The sequence below is a fragment of the Duganella guangzhouensis genome (assembly GCF_009674535.1).
Taxonomy (GTDB): domain Bacteria; phylum Pseudomonadota; class Gammaproteobacteria; order Burkholderiales; family Burkholderiaceae_D; genus Rugamonas; species Rugamonas guangzhouensis.
Genome location: NZ_WKJK01000014.1, coordinates 42,592 through 59,519, shown reverse-complemented (window position 1 = coordinate 59,519; position 16,928 = coordinate 42,592). Strand labels below are relative to the sequence as shown.

Sequence of the window (16,928 nt, the reverse complement as noted above, 5' to 3'; positions counted from 1 at the left end):
AGAAATGACTTTACGAGACCTGCCGGCCCGATTCTGGCTGTCCCTGCTACTGCTGCTGAGCGCATGTGGCGGCGACGCCCCGGACACCAGTAACGCCGCCACCGCCCCGACCGCCCTCCGCAACCAACTTGCCGCCCAGACAGTATCGGGCAGCGCCGTCGCCAGCCCGGCGATGACCGCCGCCCAGGCGTCGCGCTTCCTGATGCAGGCCAGCTTTGGCCCCACCATCGACAGCATCAACAGCACCGCCGCCATGGGCGCGCCAGCCTGGATCGAGCAACAATTCACGCTGCCGCAAAGCACCCATCTGGCCTGGCTGGACGGCAGGCCGATGCCGCCCTATACCCCGATCTCGGTGGACCAATTCCTGGAATCGTTCTGGCGCCAGGCGCGCCTCGGCGAGGACCAGTTGCGCCAGCGGATGGCGTTTGCGCTGTCGCAGATCATGGTGGTTTCTTTCGCCGATGGCAATGTCTACGTCCATCCGCGCGGTGTCGCCAACTATTACGATTTGCTCGGCAAATACGCGTTCGGCAATTTCCGCGACCTGCTGCAGGCGGTCGCCACTAATCCGATGATGGGCATCTACCTGACCTATCTCCACAACCAGAAAGAAAGTGGAGAGCGCCTGCCCGACGAAAACTTTGCGCGTGAAGTGATGCAGCTGATGACCATCGGCCTGTACCAACTGAACCAGGACGGCAGCGTCAAGACCAGCAACGGCAAGCCCATCGAAACCTATACCCATGACGACGTGGCCGGGCTGGCCAAGGTGTTTACCGGCTGGAGCTGGGCCGGCCCCGACCAGGATGTGCTGCGCTTTTACGGCACCAAGTACGATGCCAACGCCGACGTGACGCCGATGCAGAATTACGGCAACTACCATTCCAGCGCGTCGAAAAGCTTCCTCGGCACCACGTTGAGCGGCGGCGGCAGCGCGGCGGATGAACTCAAGCAGGCCCTCGATGCCCTGTTCAACCACCCCAACGTCGGCCCGTTCATCGGCCGCCAGCTGATTCAACGCCTGGTCACCAGTAACCCGAGCCCGGCCTATGTCAGCCGGGTCGCGGCCGCCTTCAACAACAATGGCAGCGGCGTGCGCGGCGATATGAAGGCGGTGATCCGCGCCATTCTGCTGGATAGCGAGGCGCGCAGCGTCGGCAGCAATGCCAAGCTGCGCGAACCCATCCTGCGGCTGGCCAACTGGCTGCGCGCCTTCAACGCCAAGTCCGATTCCGGCTATTTCCGGGTCCAGCCGATGGAAGACGTGTTGACCAACCTGGGCCAGACCACCATGCGGCCAGCCTCGGTGTTCAATTTCTATCGCCCTTCGTACACCCCGCCCAACAGCGCGCTGGCGTCGGCCGGCATGGTGGCGCCCGAAATGCAGATCACCTCGGAGCCGGAAGTGGTGGGTTACCTGAACTTCATGCAATACACGGTGCAATACGGTTTCGGTCGCTATAACGACATCAAGCCCGACTACACCACCGAGAACACCTTGATCCTGCAGCCGGAAGCCCTGGTCGACCGCATCAACCTGCTGCTGTATGGCGGCGCCATGTCGACCCAGTTGCGCAATCAGATCATCAGCGCCATCAATGGCGTGGTGATCGAGGATCCACGGCCCTGGAATGGCACGGTGATTGCCAAGGCCAAGCGCAATCGCGTTTATCTGGCGGTTTTCCTGGCGATGGCCGCCCCCGAATATCTGGTACAAAAGTGAGGATGTAATCATGACGACTCTGCACTCCCGTCGCCGCTTCATGGGTTCCCTGCTGGGACTGACCGGCGCCGCGGTCACCCCCTTTACGCTGAATCTGGCGGCGATGAGCGCCGCCGCCGCCGCCGATGCCAGCGATTACAAGGCACTGGTATGCTTGTTTATGACTGGCGGCAACGACCACGCCAACACCGTGCTGGCCACCGACAGCAGCTCGTGGACCGGCTACACCCAGGCCCGCATCACTGCGGATGGCGGTTCGATCGCGCTGCCGTCGGTGGGCCTGAGCGGCGGCGTGCTGCCGATCGTACCGACCACCAGCCAGGCCGGCCGCAGCTTCGCGCTGCATCCCAGCCTGTCACCGCTCAAGCAATTGTTCGACCAGGGCCGCGCCGCCATCGTTGCCAACGTGGGCACGCTGGTGCAGCCCACCACCAAAGCCCAGTATGTCGCCGGCACGGCGGTGTTGCCGCCCAAGCTGTTCTCGCACAACGACCAGCAGGCGGTGTGGCAATCATCGCAGCCCGAAGGCGCCAGCTCTGGCTGGGGCGGCCGCATGGGCGACCTGCTGGCGGCCTCGAACAGCAGTACCAGCTTCGCCAGCGTGTCGGCCGGCGGCAATGCCTTGTTCCTCAGCGGCCGCACCATCAACCAGTACCAGATCAGCAGCGCCGGCGTGGTGCCGGTACAGAATATGGATGGCGACCTGTTTGGCGTGGCGCCCGGCGCCAATCCGCTGCGCGCGATCGTGACCGGCACCAGCAGCAATCTGATCGAAAATGAGCATGCCGCCGTGATGCGGCGCGCGCTGGCCGCGCAGTCGACCCTGGGCGGCGCGATCGCGCCGGCTGGCGCCAACGGCGTCCCCGACCCGAGCACCTACATCAATCCCAACACCAAGGTGGCCGCGGTCAATCCGCTGGCGGTCCAGCTGCAAACCGTGGCGCGCGTGATCGCCGGCCGCGACAACCTGGGGGTGAAACGCCAGGTGTTCTACGTCAGCCTGGGCAGCTTCGACACCCACGACAACCAGAAAACCCTGCAAGCGGACCTGCTGGCGCGGGTGGCACACGCGGTGGCGTACTTCGACACCATACTTGCCAGCCTGCAGGGCGTCGATTTGCGCAAGCAAGTCACGCTGTTTACCGCCTCCGACTTTGGCCGTACCTTCTCCAGCAATGGCGACGGTACCGACCATGGATGGGGTGCCCATCACTTTGTGATCGGCGGCGCCGTCAAGGGCAAGGACATCTACGGCACCTTCCCGCCGACCACGCTGGGGCATGAACTGGATATCGGCTCCGGCGCACTCTTGCCGACCACCTCGGTCGACCAGTATGGCGCCACGCTGGCGACCTGGTTTGGCGTCACCGCCGCCCAGTTGCCCACTGTGTTCCCGAATATCCTCAACTTCAGCACTCGCAACCTGGGCTTCATGGCCTGAAGCCGGCGCCGGGATCGGGGTCAGGCCGGCAACACCGCCGTCACCTCGATCTCCACCCGCGCCCTCTCCTCGACCAACGCCGCCACCTGCACCGCCGTCATGGCCGGATAGTGCTTGCCGATGATCTCGCGGTAGGCGACGCCGATGTCCTTGTAGGCCGCCACATATTCGTGCTTGTCGACCACGTACCAGCTCATGCGCACGATGTGCTCCGGCCGGGCGCCGGCCTCGGCCAGCACGGCAACGATGTTGAGCAGCGCCTGACGGGTCTGGCCGGCGAAATCGTCGGTGTGGAACACGCCCTGCCCGTCCCAGCCGATCATGCCGCTGACGAACACCATGCGGCCGCTGGCGGCCACGCCGTTGGCATAACCGCGCGGCCGCGCCCAGCCTGGCGGTTGCAAGATCTCCATCATGCCTCCTTCAACAGTTCGCGCGCGATGATCAGCTGCTGCACTTCGCTCGCGCCCTCGTAGATGCGCAGCGCGCGGATTTCGCGGTACAGGCTTTCCACCGGCTGGCCGCTGACCACGCCCAGGCCGCCGAACAGCTGCAGCGCGGCGTCGATCACCTGCTGTGCGCTTTCGGTGGCGTGCAGCTTGGCCATGGCCGCTTCCTTGGTCACCTTGCGGCCCTGGTCACGCTGCCAGGCGGCGCGATAGGTCAGCAGCGCCGCGCTGTCGATATGGATCGCCATGTCGGCCAGCTTGGCCTGGGTCAGCTGGAAGTCGGCCAAGCGCTGGCCGAACATCTGGCGCTGCGTGACGCGCTGCATGGCCTCATCCAGCGCGCGCCGGGCGAAGCCCAGCGCGGCGGCGGCCACTGAAGTGCGGAACACGTCCAGCGTGGCCATCGCCACCTTGAAGCCCTGCCCCGCCTCGCCGATGCGCTGCGCGGCCGGAATGCGGCAGCCATCGAAGCGCAGCCGCGCCAGCGGATGCGGAGCGATGACATTGATGCGCTCCGCGATCGTGAAGCCCGGCGCATCCGCCTCGATGATGAAGGCGCTGATGCCGCGCGCGCCAGGCTGCTCGCCGGTGCGCGCAAACACCACGTAAAAGTCGGCGATGCCGCCATTGGAAATCCAGGTCTTTTCGCCATTGAGCACATACTCATCGCCATCGCGCACCGCCGCGCACTGCATAGCGGCGACGTCCGAACCGGCCTGCGGTTCGGACAGCGCAAACGCCGCAATCGCGTCACCGCGCGCCACCAGTGGCAGCCAGGCCGCGCGCTGCTGCTCGCTGCCAAACAGGCTGATGGCGCCCGAGCCCAGCCCCTGCATGGCAAACGCAAAATCGGCCAGGCCGTTGTGACGCGCCAGCGTTTCACGGATCAGGCAAATGGCGCGGGTATCGATGCTGTCGCCGACCGCATGATGCAGCCAGCCACCCTCGCCCAACTGGCGCACCAGCTGGCGGCAGGCGGCGTCGACATCGCCGCCGTGACCGTGGTCATGCGCCACGTGCCGCGCGGCCCAGGCATCCAGCGCCTGCTCCAGCTGCGCGTGATGCGGCGCGAAGAACGGCCAGTCGAGGTAAGTCTTGTCGCTCATTAGTTGCCTTCGAATTGCGGTTTCTGTTTCGCCACGAAGGCGTGGTAGGCGCGATGGAAGTCCTGCGTCATCATGCAAATCGCCTGCGCCTGCGCTTCCGCTTCGATCGCCTCGTCCACGCCCATATTCCATTCCTGCTGCAGCATTTTCTTGGTGATGCCGTGCGCGAAAGTCGGGCCGCTGGCCAGGCCTTGCGCGAACGCGCGCGCCGCCTCCAACAGTGCTTCCGGTTCGTGCACGCTGTTGAAGAACCCCCAGCGCTCGGCCTCGACGCCGTTCATCGAACGGCCGGTGTACAGCAGCTCCGAGGCGCGGCCCTGGCCAATCACGCGCGGCAGCAAGGCGCACGCCCCCATGTCGGCGCCGGCCAGGCCGACGCGGGTGAACAGAAAAGCAGTCTTGCTGCGCGCGGTGCCGAGGCGGATGTCGGACGCCAGCGCCAGCATCGCACCGGCGCCGGCGCACACGCCATCGATCGCGGCGACTATCGGCTGCGGGCAGGCGCGCATGGCTTTCACCAGATCGCCGGTCATGCGGGTGAAGGCCAGCAGGCCTGGCATATCCAGTTTGGTCAGCGGACCGATGATGTCATGCACGTCGCCGCCGGAGCAGAAGTTATCGCCGGCGCCAGTCAGCACCACCGCCTTGACATCGTTTGCATCCGCCAGCGCGCGAAACAGGTCGCGCAACTCGGCGTACGATGCAAAGGTCAGCGGATTTTTGCGTTCGGGGCGATTCAGCGTCAGCGTGGCGACGCCGTCGCGGACTTCATACAAAAAGTGTTGGGGTTGCGTACTCATTTTTCATCCGCCGCGTTCAGGTGTTTCTTCATTTGCGACAGCAGCTCGATCAACTGCGCCTTATCGTTACTGGAAACGTCCTGCAGCAGCTCTGCGATCCATTCCTCGTGCGTGGCCGCCATAATGGCAAACGCCTTGCGGCCAGCCGCGGTCAGCTTGACGCTGTAGGCACGACCATCCTTGGGATCGGCCACGCGCACCACCAGCTTTTCCTGTTCCAGCTGATCGGTGATGCCGGTGATATTACCGCCGGTGACCATCATCCGTTTCGACAGCTCGCCCATGCGCAACCCTTGCGGGTAGCGTTCCAGCTGCGCCATCAAGTCGAAGCGCGGCAGCGTGATGCCGAAGGTGGCACGCAGGCGGGTGCGGATTTCGTTTTCGATCTTGACGGTGCACGACAGCATGCGCAGCCACAGTTTAAGCGACTGGTGGTGATCCTGCGTCAGCCTGCTGGCGAGGTCGAGTTGTTCTTCATCTTCCATGATTTCTTTCCAATTGATGTTTTCCTGCCAGGTACTGCTTGGGCCACGTCACGGCCTTATAGCCGATGCGCGCCGCTTCCGCCAGCGTCCACGCCGGATTGGCCAGATGCGGACGCCCCACCGCGCACAAATCGGCACGGCCGGCGGCGATGATGCCGTTGACGTGATCGGCCTCGTAAATCGAACCGACTGCGATTGCGCCGATGCCGGCCTCGTTGCGGATGCGGTCCGCGAACGGCGTCTGGAACATGCGCCCGTACACCGGCTTTTCCTGTTTGCTCACCTGTCCCGACGAGCAGTCGATCATGTCCGCGCCCACCGCCTTGAACAGGCGCGCGATGCGCACCGCGTCGTCCGGCGTGATGCCGCCCTCCACCCAGTCATGCGCCGAGATGCGCACGCTCATCGGCTTGTGCGATGGCCACGAGGCGCGCATCGCCGCGAACACGCGCAACGGGAAGCGGCAGCGGTTTTCCAGGCTGCCGCCGTATTCATCCCCGCGCTGGTTGGTCAGCGGCGAAATGAAGGACGACAGCAGATAGCCATGCGCACAGTGCAGCTCCAGCCAGTCGAAGCCCGCTTCGTTGGCGGCCAGTGTGGCGCGCACGAAGTCGGCCTGCACGCGGTCCATGTCGGCCGTCGTCATCGCGCGCGCGGTCTGCGACACGCCGCTCAGATACTGCTGCGCCGAGGCAGACACCAGCGGCCAGTTGTCCCGCTCCAGCGGCTGGTCGATGCCGTCCCACATGGCGCGCGTGGAACCCTTGGCGCCGGCGTGCCCCAATTGCAGCGCGATCGCCGCATCGCTGTGCTGATGAACGAAATCGACGATGCGTTTCCATGCCTGCGTATGCTCCGGTGCATACATGCCGGGGCAGTATGGCGTGATGCGCGCATCGGCCGACACACACGTCATCTCGGCAAACACCAGCGCCGCACCGCCCAGCGCGCGCGCGCCCAGATGCGCCAGGTGATAGTCGCCCACCACGCCATCCACCGCGCTGTACTGCGCCATCGGTGATACGAGGATACGATTTTTCAGCGTCAGGCCGCGCACTTTATGAGGCGTGAACATCGGTGGCGTGGTGCTGGCGGGCGCCGCCACCCCGGCTTGCGCGGCGGCGCGTTGCGCGAACCAGCGCTCGTAATCGTCCACGTAGGCGGCATCGCGCAGGCGCAGGTTTTCGTGCGACAGGCGCTGGCTGCGCGTCAGCATCGAGTAGGCAAACTGCGGCGCCTCCATTGCGCTGTAGCGCTCTACGTTCTCAAACCATTCCATCGAATTGCGGGCGGCGTTCTGCAGTTTGAGAACTTCTACCGCGCGCGCCGCCTCGTAATCGGCCAGCGCTTCGCGCGCATGGCGATGGCGCCCGAAGCAGCGCGCCAGCTCGATCGCGTCTTCCAGCGCCAGCTTGGTGCCGGAGCCGATAGAGTAATGCGCGCTGTGCGCGGCGTCGCCCATCAGCACCACCGGCACCGCATCGTGCCAGTGTACCCAGCGCTGGCAAACGATGCGCGGGAAAGTGATCCACATGGCGGAGCCGCGCTGGTGGGCGGCGTTGGACATCAGCCGACAGCCATCCAGATGGTCGGCAAACAGATGCTCGCAGAAGGCGATAGCTTCTTCCTGGCTCATGTCCGCCAGCCCGTGCGCGCGCCACACCTCTTCCGGCGTCTCGACGATGAAGGTGGAGGTGTCGGCGTCGTACTGGTAGATGTGGGCCTGGAACCAGCCATGCTCCGTCTGTTTGAAAACGAAGGTGAAGGCGTCGAACTTCTTGCGCGTGCCCAGCCACACGAAGCGGCAATGACGCGGCTCGATCTGTGGCAGATAACTGTCCGCATAGCGCGCGCGGGTGCGGCTGTTCAAGCCGTCGGATGCGATCACCAGATCGGCGTTGTAGCGCTCGGCCAGCTCCTGGTCGTCAGTGACGTCGGTTTCAAACACCAGTTGCACGCCCAGTTCCTCGCAACGCATTTGCAGGATGTTGAGCAGGTGCTTGCGCCCGATGCCGCAGAAGCCATGACCGCCCGAGGTGACCTTGTCGCCCTTGAAGAAGACATCGATATCGTCCCAGTGGTTGAACGCCGCTTCGATCGCCTGCGCGGTCGGCGCATCGGCTTCGGCCAGATTGCCCAGCGTCTGGTCGGAGAACACCACGCCCCAGCCGAAGGTGTCATAGGGACGATTGCGCTCCACCACCACGATCTGGTACGCGGGATTCTGCCGCTTCATCAGCAGCGCGAAGTACAGGCCGGCCGGGCCACCGCCTATGCATACGATGTTCATCTTCATTTGCGCAGTTTGAAGCGTTGCAGCTTGCCGGTTTCAGTGCGCGGCAAAGCCTCGATAAAACGGATCGCGCGCGGATACTTGTACGGCGCGATCTGCCCTTTGACGAATTCCTGCAATTGCGCCACCAGCTCCGGCGTGCCTGCATGACCGGGACGCAGCACCACATGCGCTTCGACGATCTGCCCGCGCTGCTCGTCGGCGCGGCCGATCACGCCGCATTCCGCCACCGCTGGATGGCGCAGCAACGCGTCCTCCACTTCCGGCCCGGCGATGTTGTAGCCGGCCGAGACGATCATGTCGTCGGTGCGCGAACGATAGTAGAAATAGCCATCGGCGTCCATTTCGTAGGCGTCGCCGGTCAGGTTCCAGCCATCGAGCACATAGTCGCGCTGGCGTTCATCGGCCAGATAGCGGCAGCCGGTCGGGCCTTTCACCGCCAGCCGCCCGATCACGCCCGGTCCCACCGGCTTGCCCTGGAAGTCGAGGATGCAGGCCTGATAGCCCGGGATAGGCTTGCCGGTGGCGCCCGGCCGCACCTGGTCGCCGGCGGCGGAAATGAAGATGTGCAGCAGTTCGGTCGCGCCTATGCCGTCTATCATCTGAATGCCGGTGGCCTGGCGCCACAGTTCGCGCGTGGCGGCCGGCAGCGCTTCGCCGGCGGAGACGGTTTTCTTCAGCGTCGACAGGTCGTGCTGCGCCGCCAGCGCGGCCATCTGCCGGTACGCGGTGGGCGCGGTGAAGCACACGGTGGCGCGGTAGGTTTCTATCGCCTTGATCAGCGTTTCCGGCGTCAGCTTCTCCAGCAGCACAGCGGTGGCGCCCACGCGCAACGGGAACAGCAGCAGACCGCCCAGGCCAAAGGTGAACGCCAGCGGCGGCGTGCCGATAAAGATGTCGCTCCGCTCCGATTGCAGCACCGAGCGCGGGAAGCAGTCGCAGATCGCCATCACGTCGCGATGGAAGTGCATGGTGCCTTTTGCGATGCCGGTGGTGCCGGAGGTGAAGCCGATCAGGCAAACGTCATCCGCCGCCGTATCCAGCGCGTCGAACCGCGCCGGCTGCTCGGCCATCAGCGCTTCCAGCGAGCCCGCTCCGCCGGAACCGCCGGAGCCGCCAAACCACAGCGTGCGGGCGCGGGCTGCGGCCGGCAGTTCGGCGTTGTCCAGCTCCTCGCGCAGATTGTCGGCGCACAGCACCGCGTTGACCTCGGCCTTGTTGGCGATGGCGCCCAGTTCGCGCGCGCGCAGCAGTGGCATGGTGGGCACGGCGATCAGGCCGGCCTTCATCACCGCCAGGATGCAGGCCGCCATCAGCGGCGTGTTCGCGCCGCGCAGCAGCACGCGGTTGCCCGGCTCCAGCCGCAGCGGTCCGCGCAGCACATGAGCGATGCGGTCGACCTGTTGGCGCAATTCCGCGTAAGTCCAGCTATGCTGCGCACCGCGCAATGCCAGGTGATCGGACGCGCCGGTGGCCAGCAGCAGGTCGGCGCAATTCAGGCGTTCCGGGTATTGCAGCTCGGGCAGATCGAAACGCAGCTCGGGCCACAACTCACGCGGCGGCAGGTGGCCACGGGCGAAATGATCGGTATAGGCGCTGGCGGTGAGAGGTCTGGTCATGATCGCCTTGAGGATGATAGCCGCAGCATATCTGCCGCAAAGCAGATACTTTAAGCTTAAACTATCTCAACATCAAGCAGTAGTTCAGGCGGCGGTATCCTGTCGTACCAATCCGGCCTGGTGAATCACGGCGCGCACCACGTCCGACAGCGCGGCCTGCACTGTCTCGTTGGATAGCTGGCCCGGCGCGATGTTCTTCAACACGGCGGCCGCGCCATGCAGTCCAAGCGTGACGCAGCCCGCGTGCAGCCGGTCGATGCGCGTCTGCGCATCCTGCTGCTCGCCCTTGGCCAGCAGGGTTTCGATATCGCCGGCGGCGGCGGTCAGCTGGTTCTGGAAGCCGCTCAGGTAGACCAGCAGGCGCTCGGCGTTGATGCCCAGCCGGCGCAGCGTGTCGGCCGGCGCCTCGGCCTGGTGTTCGTAGCCGCTGGCCGCCTGATCGAGGAAACCCACCAGATGCACCCGCACCTGCTCCGCCTGGAACGGCTTGACGATGAAGCCGGCGGTGCCCAGCGTGGTCGCTTCCTGCACCGTGTCCTTGTCGTTGGCCGAGGTGACCAGCACGAACGGCATGCTGCTGATTTCCGCATGCGCCTTCACGCGCTGCAGCAGCTCCATGCCGGACAGGCGCGGCATGCGCAGATCGCAGAAGCAGATCGCGGGACGCAAACCATCCTCCAGCTGCTGCCAGGCGTCGGCGCCGTCTTCCGCTTCGACGATGTCGAAACTGCCGCAGCTATCAATCAGGTGCATCAACACCATGCGTGAGACGACATCGTCGTCCACAACCAGAACTTTCATGTGGCTCCTTATGCCCTTTTTGAAGATCTTACATCAATCACTACCACTTTCAACGTCCTGGACAAAAAGAATGCGCCTTACAGTGTGCTAGTCGCGCGTGCTTGCGCCAGCAGGCGGCGCAGCTGTGGCATGGCCGCCTCGACTTCTGCCCAGTTGCCGTGATCCGCTTCGATTTCCAGCTCGCCGCACAGCGCCTGCAGTTCCTGCTCTTCCAGATAGCCGGCGCTGCCCTTCATGCCGTGCAGCAGGCGGCTGGCGTCGTCGCGGTCGCGCGCGGCCAGCGCGCGCTCCAGGTCCGCCAGCCGGGCCGGCGCGTCCTGGCTGAAGGCGGAACGCAGGCGCGCCTTCAGGTCGCTGGAACCACCGCTGTGCTGCGCCAGGCGCGACGTCTCCAGCGCGGCCGGCGCCACGCCGAACATGCTGTCCAGCTCCGGCGTGCCCAGCGCCGGATTGCGGCGCGGCTGCATCACCGGCAGCTGGAAGCCGCGCTGCAGCTGACGTTCGATCGCGCGGCTCAACTGGAAGTGCAGCTTGTCTTCATCGATCGGCTTAGTGAGGAAGTCGTCCATGCCCGAGGCCAGGTAGCGGCTGCGGTCTTCCTCGCTGGCGTTGGCGGTCAGCGCGATAATCATCAGCTCCTGGTCGCGCACCGGCGCGCCATCCGGGCCACCAGAACGGATCAGGCGCGTGGCGCTGGCGCCGTCCATTTCCGGCATGCGGCCGTCCATCAGAATCAGGTCGTAGCGCGTCAGCGCGCATGCCTTGACCGCCAGCGCGCCGTTGGCGGCGATGTCGACCTTGTGACCCAGGTCTTCCAGCATCATGCGGATGATGATCTGGTTGGTCGGGAAGTCTTCCGCGCACAGCACCTTCAGCTGATGACTATGCGGCTCGCGCGGCACATGCTGCACCACCGGCGGCGGCACACCGTTAGGCAGCGGCAGTTCGAACATGAAGATGCTGCCCTCACCCGGCACGCTGACAGCGTTGATACTGCCGCCCATCAGCTCCACCAGTTGGCGGCAGATCGCCAGACCGAGGCCGGTGCCGCCGTAACGGCGCGTGGTGGAGGCGTCGGCCTGTTCGAACTGCTGGAACAGGCGCGGAATGGCGTCGGCTTCGATGCCGATGCCGGTGTCCTGCACGCTGAAGCGGATGCGGTTGTCGATACCGTCGTCCGGCACCCGCTCCACCCGCATGCGCACCGCGCCCTGCTGCGTGAACTTGAAGGCATTGCCGACCAGGTTGACCAGCACCTGCCGCAAGCGGGTCGGATCGCCAACCACGAACTGCGGCAGGTTGTCTTCGAATTCCAGGCTGAAGCCGACGCTGTGCGCGGCCGCCTGCTCCTCGAACAGGCTGACCACATTTTCCACCGCCGCCGACAACGAGAAGTCGATATTCTCGATGGTCAGCTTGCCCGCTTCGATCTTGGAGAAGTCCAGCAGATCGTTAATGATCGACAGCAGCGATTGCGCATTGGCCTGGCCGCGCAGAATCTGCTCGCGGGTGCCGGCGGTCAGCTGCGCATCGCGCAGCGCAAAGCCCAGCATGCCGATCACGCCGGCCAGCGGGGTACGCATCTCGTGACTCATATTGGCCAGGAATTCGGATTTCTGACGCGTGGCGTCTTCCGCCTTTTGCTTGGCGTAGCGCAGCCGTTCCTCGTTGTCCTGCAAGGCGCGGTTGGCCAGCGCCAGTTCCTCGGTGTGCAGCCGCACCTGGCGTTCCTGCGCCATCAGCTGGTCGCGCGTCTGGCGCAGCGTTTGCAGGGTTTCCTCCAGTTGCTGGTAGGCGCGCGCGTTTTCCAGACCGGCGGCGGCGTGCGAGGCCAGCGTCTGCAGCATGTCCATGTGCACCCGCTGATAGCTGTTGCGCTCCGTGCTTTGCACCGACAGCAGTCCCACCACCTTGTCGCCGACGATCAGCGGCGCGTACATCATCGAATGCGCGGTCGGCGCACGCAGGCCGTCCTCGCGCACGCACGGCGCCAGCGAGGCCAGGCCGGATTCGTCCATGTAGTCGCGGTACTCGTTGACGAAGTCGTTGATGAAGATCGGCTTGCGGTGGTTCAGGCACCATACCGCCAGTTGATTCGGCTCGTTCAAGCTGCGCTGATAGGGCAAGGTGCGCACCCCACCTTCGATGGCGAACGGAAAGTCGATCACGCCATCGTCCTCGCGCACGAAGCCGATGCCGAAAATCTGCGCGTTCATCAGATGGTTGACGTGGCGGTACAGCGTCTGCATGGTGGTTTCCATGTCCAGCGAGGCGCTCATTTCCCGTCCCAGGTCGCTCAGCACCGAGATGTTGCGGTGCGCCTGTTCCACTTCCTCTTTCTGGCGCTCGGTGTCGATGCGGCGCTGCTCGGCCTCGGCGCGCTGCGCTTCGGCTTCCAGCCGGCGCCGTTCCAGTTCATGCTTCTGCTGCTGCAGCAGATGGTTCTTGTGCTCCACCTCGGCCGTGCGCGAGCCGACCAGCTGTTCCAGTCGCACTTGCTGGCGGCGCATATTGCGCACCCGCGCGTGGTAGATGGCGTAAGCGCCGCCCATGGCGATCAGCGCCAGCAGACTGCGGAACCACCAGGTCTTCCAGAACGGCGGCTGGATCGTGATCTCCAGCGTGGCGGCGTTGTCGTTCCAGATGCCGTCCTTGTTGGCGGCCTTGACCCGGAACACATAGGTGCCTGGATCGAGGTTGGTGTAGGTGGCAAAGCGCTTGGTGGAATCGGTCACCACCCAGTCCTCGTCAAAGCCCTGCAGCTGATAGGCGAAGCGGTTGCGCTGCGGCGCCGCGTAGTGCAGCGCCGCGAACTCCAGCGAGAACACCGAATCGGCCTCGGTCAGCGTCAGCGCGCCGGTGTGTTCGATGGCGGTCTTCAGTACGTCCGGATGTTCGCCCTGCCCCGGCTTGAGCGACTTGTTAAAGATCTGGAAGTCGGTGATGGCCACGGTTGGCGCCACGCTGTTTTCGCGCACATCGGCCGGCGCGAACGCGGTGATGCCGTTGAAGCCACCGAAGTACAGCGTGCCATCGGCGGTGCGCAACGCGGCGCCATCGAAGTAAGCGCCTTCGATGGTGCCATCGGCGCCGCTGTAATTGCGCACCAGCCCCGTCTCCACGTTGAGGCGCGACAGGCCGCTATTGGTGCTGATCCACAGATTGCCCGCGTCGTCCGGCAGGATCGAGGCGATGGCGTCGTCGGCGATGCCGTCCTTGCGCAGGTAGCGGCGGAAACGGATGCTGCCGTCGGCCGCCACTTCCATCTTGTTCAGGCCCGCCGCGGTGCCGACCCAGATCGCGCCGCGCGCGTCTTCGTACAGGTAGTGCACCTCGTCGTGACTGAGGCTGTAGGGGTCGGTGGGATCGCGGCGGAAGTGGCGGAACTTGCCGCTCTTGCGGTCGAGCAGATCGAGGCCATTGAAGGTGCCGATCCACAGCTGGCCGCGACGGTCTTCCAGGATCGGCCGCACTACATTGTCCGACAGGCTGCCGGGATCGGACGGATCGTGGCGGAAGGTGGAACTCTGCAGCGTGATCGGGTCCAGCCGGTGCAGGCCGCCGCGCGAGGCGATCCACAGAATGCCGCTGCGGTCAGCGACGATGTTGCGGATGGTGTCGCTGGCCGGATCGCCGCGCACAAAGGAAATCGCGCGGATCGCGCCAGTGGCCAGGTTGAGGTAATTGACGCCGGCCTGGCCACCGATCCACAGATTGCCGTTCTTCTCGCGCCACAGCGTCGACACCTGATCGTCGCTGATGCTGTTGGCGTTTTGCGCATCGTGGCGCCACACCTTGCTGTCGCCGCTGACCGGGTCATACAGATTCAGGCCGGCGCCGCTGCCCAGCCACAGTTTGCCATGGCCATCGGCGACGATGGAGCGGATCTTGTTGTCGGACAGGGTATTGGGCACGTCGGCCTGGCGCACGATGCGCGCAAAGCCGCCGCTGCCCATGTCGACCCGGCTGACGCCATCGTTCCAGGTGCCGACCCAGAAGGTGCCGACACGGTCGCGGAACAGCGCCGACACCTGGTTGTCCGCGATGCTGTGGGTATCGCTGACCTGATGGCGATATGCCACCATGCGTTCTTCCGCCGGCATCCAGCGGAACAAGCCATCGGCCACCGAACCGACCCACAGATTGGCTTCGCTATCCTCGTACAGCGTGGTGATATTGGCGCCGGGATTGAGCCCTTCGCGCGCGCCCAGGCGGCGCCGCTGCGGCTCGCTGCCCAGCAAACGCCATTGTTCCAGACCGCCCTGGGTGCCGACCCACAGCGTCTGCGCGCTATCCACCTGCAGCGCGGTGACCGAGTTGAACTTGCTGTTGCCGCTGGCGTCCACCGCGTAGTGCTGGAAGCGCGTGGCGCCGGGCGGCAGCATGTCGAGGCCGGAGGCGGTACCGACCCACAGCCGGCCGGCGGCGTCGCGCGCCAGCGCGTTGACATGGTCGTTGGACAGGCTGCCTGCATCGGCGGCGTCGTGGTGCCAGCTGATGAAGCGCTTGCTGACCGGGTCGAAGTGATGCAGGCCGTCGGCGCTGGCGATCCACAGTCCGCCCAGTCCATCGTCCTCAATGGCGCGCACGTGGCGGTTGCCGTTGCCGCGCTGCGCCGATTCGCGCGGCAGGAAGTGGGTGAAGGTGCGGGTTGACGAGTCGTAGCGATCGAGGCCGCCGTCGGTGCCCACCCACAGCTGGCCGGAGCGGTCCAGGTGCAGCACCCGCACCCAGTTGTCGACCAGGCTGCGCGGGTCGGACACCGCGCTCTTGTAGGTGACGGTGCGATAGCCGTCGAAGCGCGTCAGGCCGGCCTGGGTGCCGAGCCAGATGAAGCCCTGCTTGTCCTGAGCGATGGCCAGCACGGTTTCCTGCGCCAGCCCGTGCTCCACGCTCAGCTGCTCGAAGCGCAGCGTGCGCGGTGGCGCGCCGGCCAGCGCCACCGCGCACCACAACAACAGAACCGGCGCCAACCATCGCCGGCAAAGACGTATCAGGCGCGACATCGGTCAGGATTCAAAGAAGGCCAGTACATCGCTCTTGCGCGCAAAAGTGTCGCGCTGGCCGAGACGAATTAACTCGCAGGTGTAGGTGGATTCGAACAGCAGATAGGACGCCAGCGCCGAACCGCGCGCCTCGGTCGCGCCGATGCCGGACAACATGGCGCGGATTGGCGCCGGCAGGCTGGCGATGTGGCGCACGGCGATATCGTCCAGTCGTTCGGACGGCGCGATCACCAGCAGCTGCACCGGTTTCAATGGCGTTTTCTCCAGCAGCTCCGGCGGCAGCATGGACAGCGTGCGGTTGATGCGTTCCAGCCGCTCGATGTCGACCGCCAGGCCGTCGAGGAAGATCGACGACAGCGCATGGCCGGCGATCTGCGCCAGGCTGGGATAACGCGCCGCGTTGCGCTCCTCGACGCTGCGCGCCGGCTCGGTCAGGCGGCCGGCGCCCACCACCAGCACCTTGGAGGCGCCGAGATGGATCGCCGGCGAGATCGGTGCCAGCTGGCGCATCGAACCATCGCCGCAGTATTCGCGGTGGCCGCCCATGAACAGCGGCGTGGCCGGGAAGATGAACGGAATCGCCGACGACGCCAGCAGATGCTCGACGCCGATCTGGTCTTGCAGCGCCACGCGCTGGGTACGGACCCACGGCGCGATATCGGCCGCGGTCTGGTAAAAGGTCAGGTGGTTGCCGGCGCTGTAGGACGAAGCGGTGACGGCCAACGCGTGCAGCAGCCCTTCGGACAGCACCATGTCCAGCCGTGGCAAGTCCAGCATGCGGTGCAGCAGGCCGACCAGCGGCGTGTTGTCGAGCAGGGAGCGTGGCGGCGCGGCGCGCCATTTGCGCAGCAGCCAGCCAAACGACAGCAGCGACAGCCAGCGCGCGCCGGAGCGGATCACGCCCAGTGAATCGGCGCGGTAGACTTCCTCGACCTTGATGTTCTGCCAGACGTCCAGCAGCTTTTGCACGCCCTCGCCGAAGTTATCGGCCCGGCAGGCCAGCGCGGTGGCGTTGATCGCCCCGGCCGAGGTGCCACAGATAATGTCGAACGGATTGCGGGCCGGCGGCCAGCCCTCTTCCCACAAGATTTCCGAGATCGCCTGCAGTACACCAACCTGGTAAGCGGCGCGCGCACCGCCCCCGGTCAGGATCAAGCCTGTTTTCTTTTGCATACCCATCCGACAAGAGTAGCAGGGTCTTT

The 16,928-nt window shown here is 65.3% G+C and carries 11 protein-coding genes; 2 read left to right on the top strand and 9 right to left on the bottom strand.

Translation table 11 applies throughout. From position 1 onward, the window contains the following. The first annotated feature begins 4 nt into the window (after positions 1-4). Together GJ699_RS23745 and GJ699_RS23740 are read left to right on the top strand one after the other, a co-directional pair. Complete coding sequence (locus GJ699_RS23745) at positions 5-1,726, top strand: DUF1800 domain-containing protein (protein WP_154381003.1); 1,722 nt, start codon at positions 5-7, stop codon at positions 1,724-1,726. 10 nt (positions 1,727-1,736) lie between these two features. Beyond that, the gene (locus tag GJ699_RS23740; protein ID WP_154381001.1) at positions 1,737-3,167 is read left to right on the top strand and encodes a DUF1501 domain-containing protein; all 1,431 of its coding nucleotides are present in this window, start codon (positions 1,737-1,739) and stop codon (positions 3,165-3,167) included. A gap of 20 nt (positions 3,168-3,187) precedes the next feature. On the opposite strand, the gene GJ699_RS23735 is transcribed toward GJ699_RS23740, so the two are convergent. The 9 genes from GJ699_RS23735 to GJ699_RS23695 all read right to left on the bottom strand — a co-directional run bounded on the left by GJ699_RS23735 (position 3,188) and on the right by GJ699_RS23695 (position 16,905). Then, on the bottom strand, positions 3,188-3,580 hold the full coding sequence (locus GJ699_RS23735; RefSeq protein ID WP_154381195.1) for a RidA family protein: 393 nt from the start codon (positions 3,578-3,580) through the stop codon (positions 3,188-3,190). Continuing rightward, positions 3,580-4,722 (bottom strand): acyl-CoA dehydrogenase family protein, encoded by a 1,143-nt coding sequence (locus tag GJ699_RS23730; protein WP_154380999.1) that lies wholly within the window; start codon positions 4,720-4,722, stop codon positions 3,580-3,582. Before GJ699_RS23730 ends, GJ699_RS23735 begins: the two co-directional genes overlap by 1 nt. After that, positions 4,722-5,522, bottom strand: a complete 801-nt coding sequence (locus GJ699_RS23725; protein WP_154380997.1) for an enoyl-CoA hydratase family protein — start codon at positions 5,520-5,522, stop codon at positions 4,722-4,724. The genes GJ699_RS23730 and GJ699_RS23725 overlap by 1 nt, the downstream gene beginning before the upstream one ends. After that, positions 5,519-6,007 (bottom strand): MarR family winged helix-turn-helix transcriptional regulator, encoded by a 489-nt coding sequence (locus tag GJ699_RS23720; protein WP_154380995.1) that lies wholly within the window; start codon positions 6,005-6,007, stop codon positions 5,519-5,521. The genes GJ699_RS23725 and GJ699_RS23720 overlap by 4 nt, the downstream gene beginning before the upstream one ends. Then, on the bottom strand, positions 5,997-8,297 hold the full coding sequence (locus tag GJ699_RS23715; RefSeq protein ID WP_154380993.1) for a bifunctional salicylyl-CoA 5-hydroxylase/oxidoreductase: 2,301 nt from the start codon (positions 8,295-8,297) through the stop codon (positions 5,997-5,999). Before GJ699_RS23715 ends, GJ699_RS23720 begins: the two co-directional genes overlap by 11 nt. A gap of 2 nt (positions 8,298-8,299) precedes the next feature. Next, positions 8,300-9,919 carry an AMP-binding protein gene (locus tag GJ699_RS23710; protein WP_154380991.1) on the bottom strand — a complete coding sequence of 540 codons (1,620 nt, stop codon included), beginning with the start codon at positions 9,917-9,919 and terminating at the stop codon, positions 8,300-8,302. A gap of 84 nt (positions 9,920-10,003) precedes the next feature. Then, a complete protein-coding gene (locus GJ699_RS23705) occupies positions 10,004-10,720 on the bottom strand; it encodes a response regulator (protein WP_154380989.1) in 717 nt (238 codons plus the stop codon). Positions 10,721-10,797: 77 nt separating this feature from the next. Next, complete coding sequence (locus tag GJ699_RS23700) at positions 10,798-15,726, bottom strand: two-component regulator propeller domain-containing protein (RefSeq protein WP_154380987.1); 4,929 nt, start codon at positions 15,724-15,726, stop codon at positions 10,798-10,800. Between the two features lie 3 nt (positions 15,727-15,729). Further along, entirely contained in the window at positions 15,730-16,905 is a 1,176-nt protein-coding gene (locus GJ699_RS23695) for a patatin-like phospholipase family protein (protein WP_154380985.1), read from the bottom strand. Positions 16,906-16,928 lie beyond the last annotated feature (23 nt).

Excerpts from the sequence above, each read along its gene's own strand:
- GJ699_RS23745 (WP_154381003.1), top strand. The coding sequence starts at position 5 with ATGACTTTACGAGACCTGCCGGCCCGATTCTGGCTGTCCCTGCTACTG.
- GJ699_RS23740 (WP_154381001.1), top strand. The coding sequence starts at position 1,737 with ATGACGACTCTGCACTCCCGTCGCCGCTTCATGGGTTCCCTGCTGGGA.
- GJ699_RS23735 (WP_154381195.1), bottom strand. The coding sequence starts at position 3,580 with ATGGAGATCTTGCAACCGCCAGGCTGGGCGCGGCCGCGCGGTTATGCC.
- GJ699_RS23730 (WP_154380999.1), bottom strand. The coding sequence starts at position 4,722 with ATGAGCGACAAGACTTACCTCGACTGGCCGTTCTTCGCGCCGCATCAC.
- GJ699_RS23725 (WP_154380997.1), bottom strand. The coding sequence starts at position 5,522 with ATGAGTACGCAACCCCAACACTTTTTGTATGAAGTCCGCGACGGCGTC.
- GJ699_RS23720 (WP_154380995.1), bottom strand. The coding sequence starts at position 6,007 with ATGGAAGATGAAGAACAACTCGACCTCGCCAGCAGGCTGACGCAGGAT.
- GJ699_RS23715 (WP_154380993.1), bottom strand. The coding sequence starts at position 8,297 with ATGAACATCGTATGCATAGGCGGTGGCCCGGCCGGCCTGTACTTCGCG.
- GJ699_RS23710 (WP_154380991.1), bottom strand. The coding sequence starts at position 9,919 with ATGACCAGACCTCTCACCGCCAGCGCCTATACCGATCATTTCGCCCGT.
- GJ699_RS23705 (WP_154380989.1), bottom strand. The coding sequence starts at position 10,720 with ATGAAAGTTCTGGTTGTGGACGACGATGTCGTCTCACGCATGGTGTTG.
- GJ699_RS23700 (WP_154380987.1), bottom strand. The coding sequence starts at position 15,726 with ATGTCGCGCCTGATACGTCTTTGCCGGCGATGGTTGGCGCCGGTTCTG.
- GJ699_RS23695 (WP_154380985.1), bottom strand. The coding sequence starts at position 16,905 with ATGGGTATGCAAAAGAAAACAGGCTTGATCCTGACCGGGGGCGGTGCG.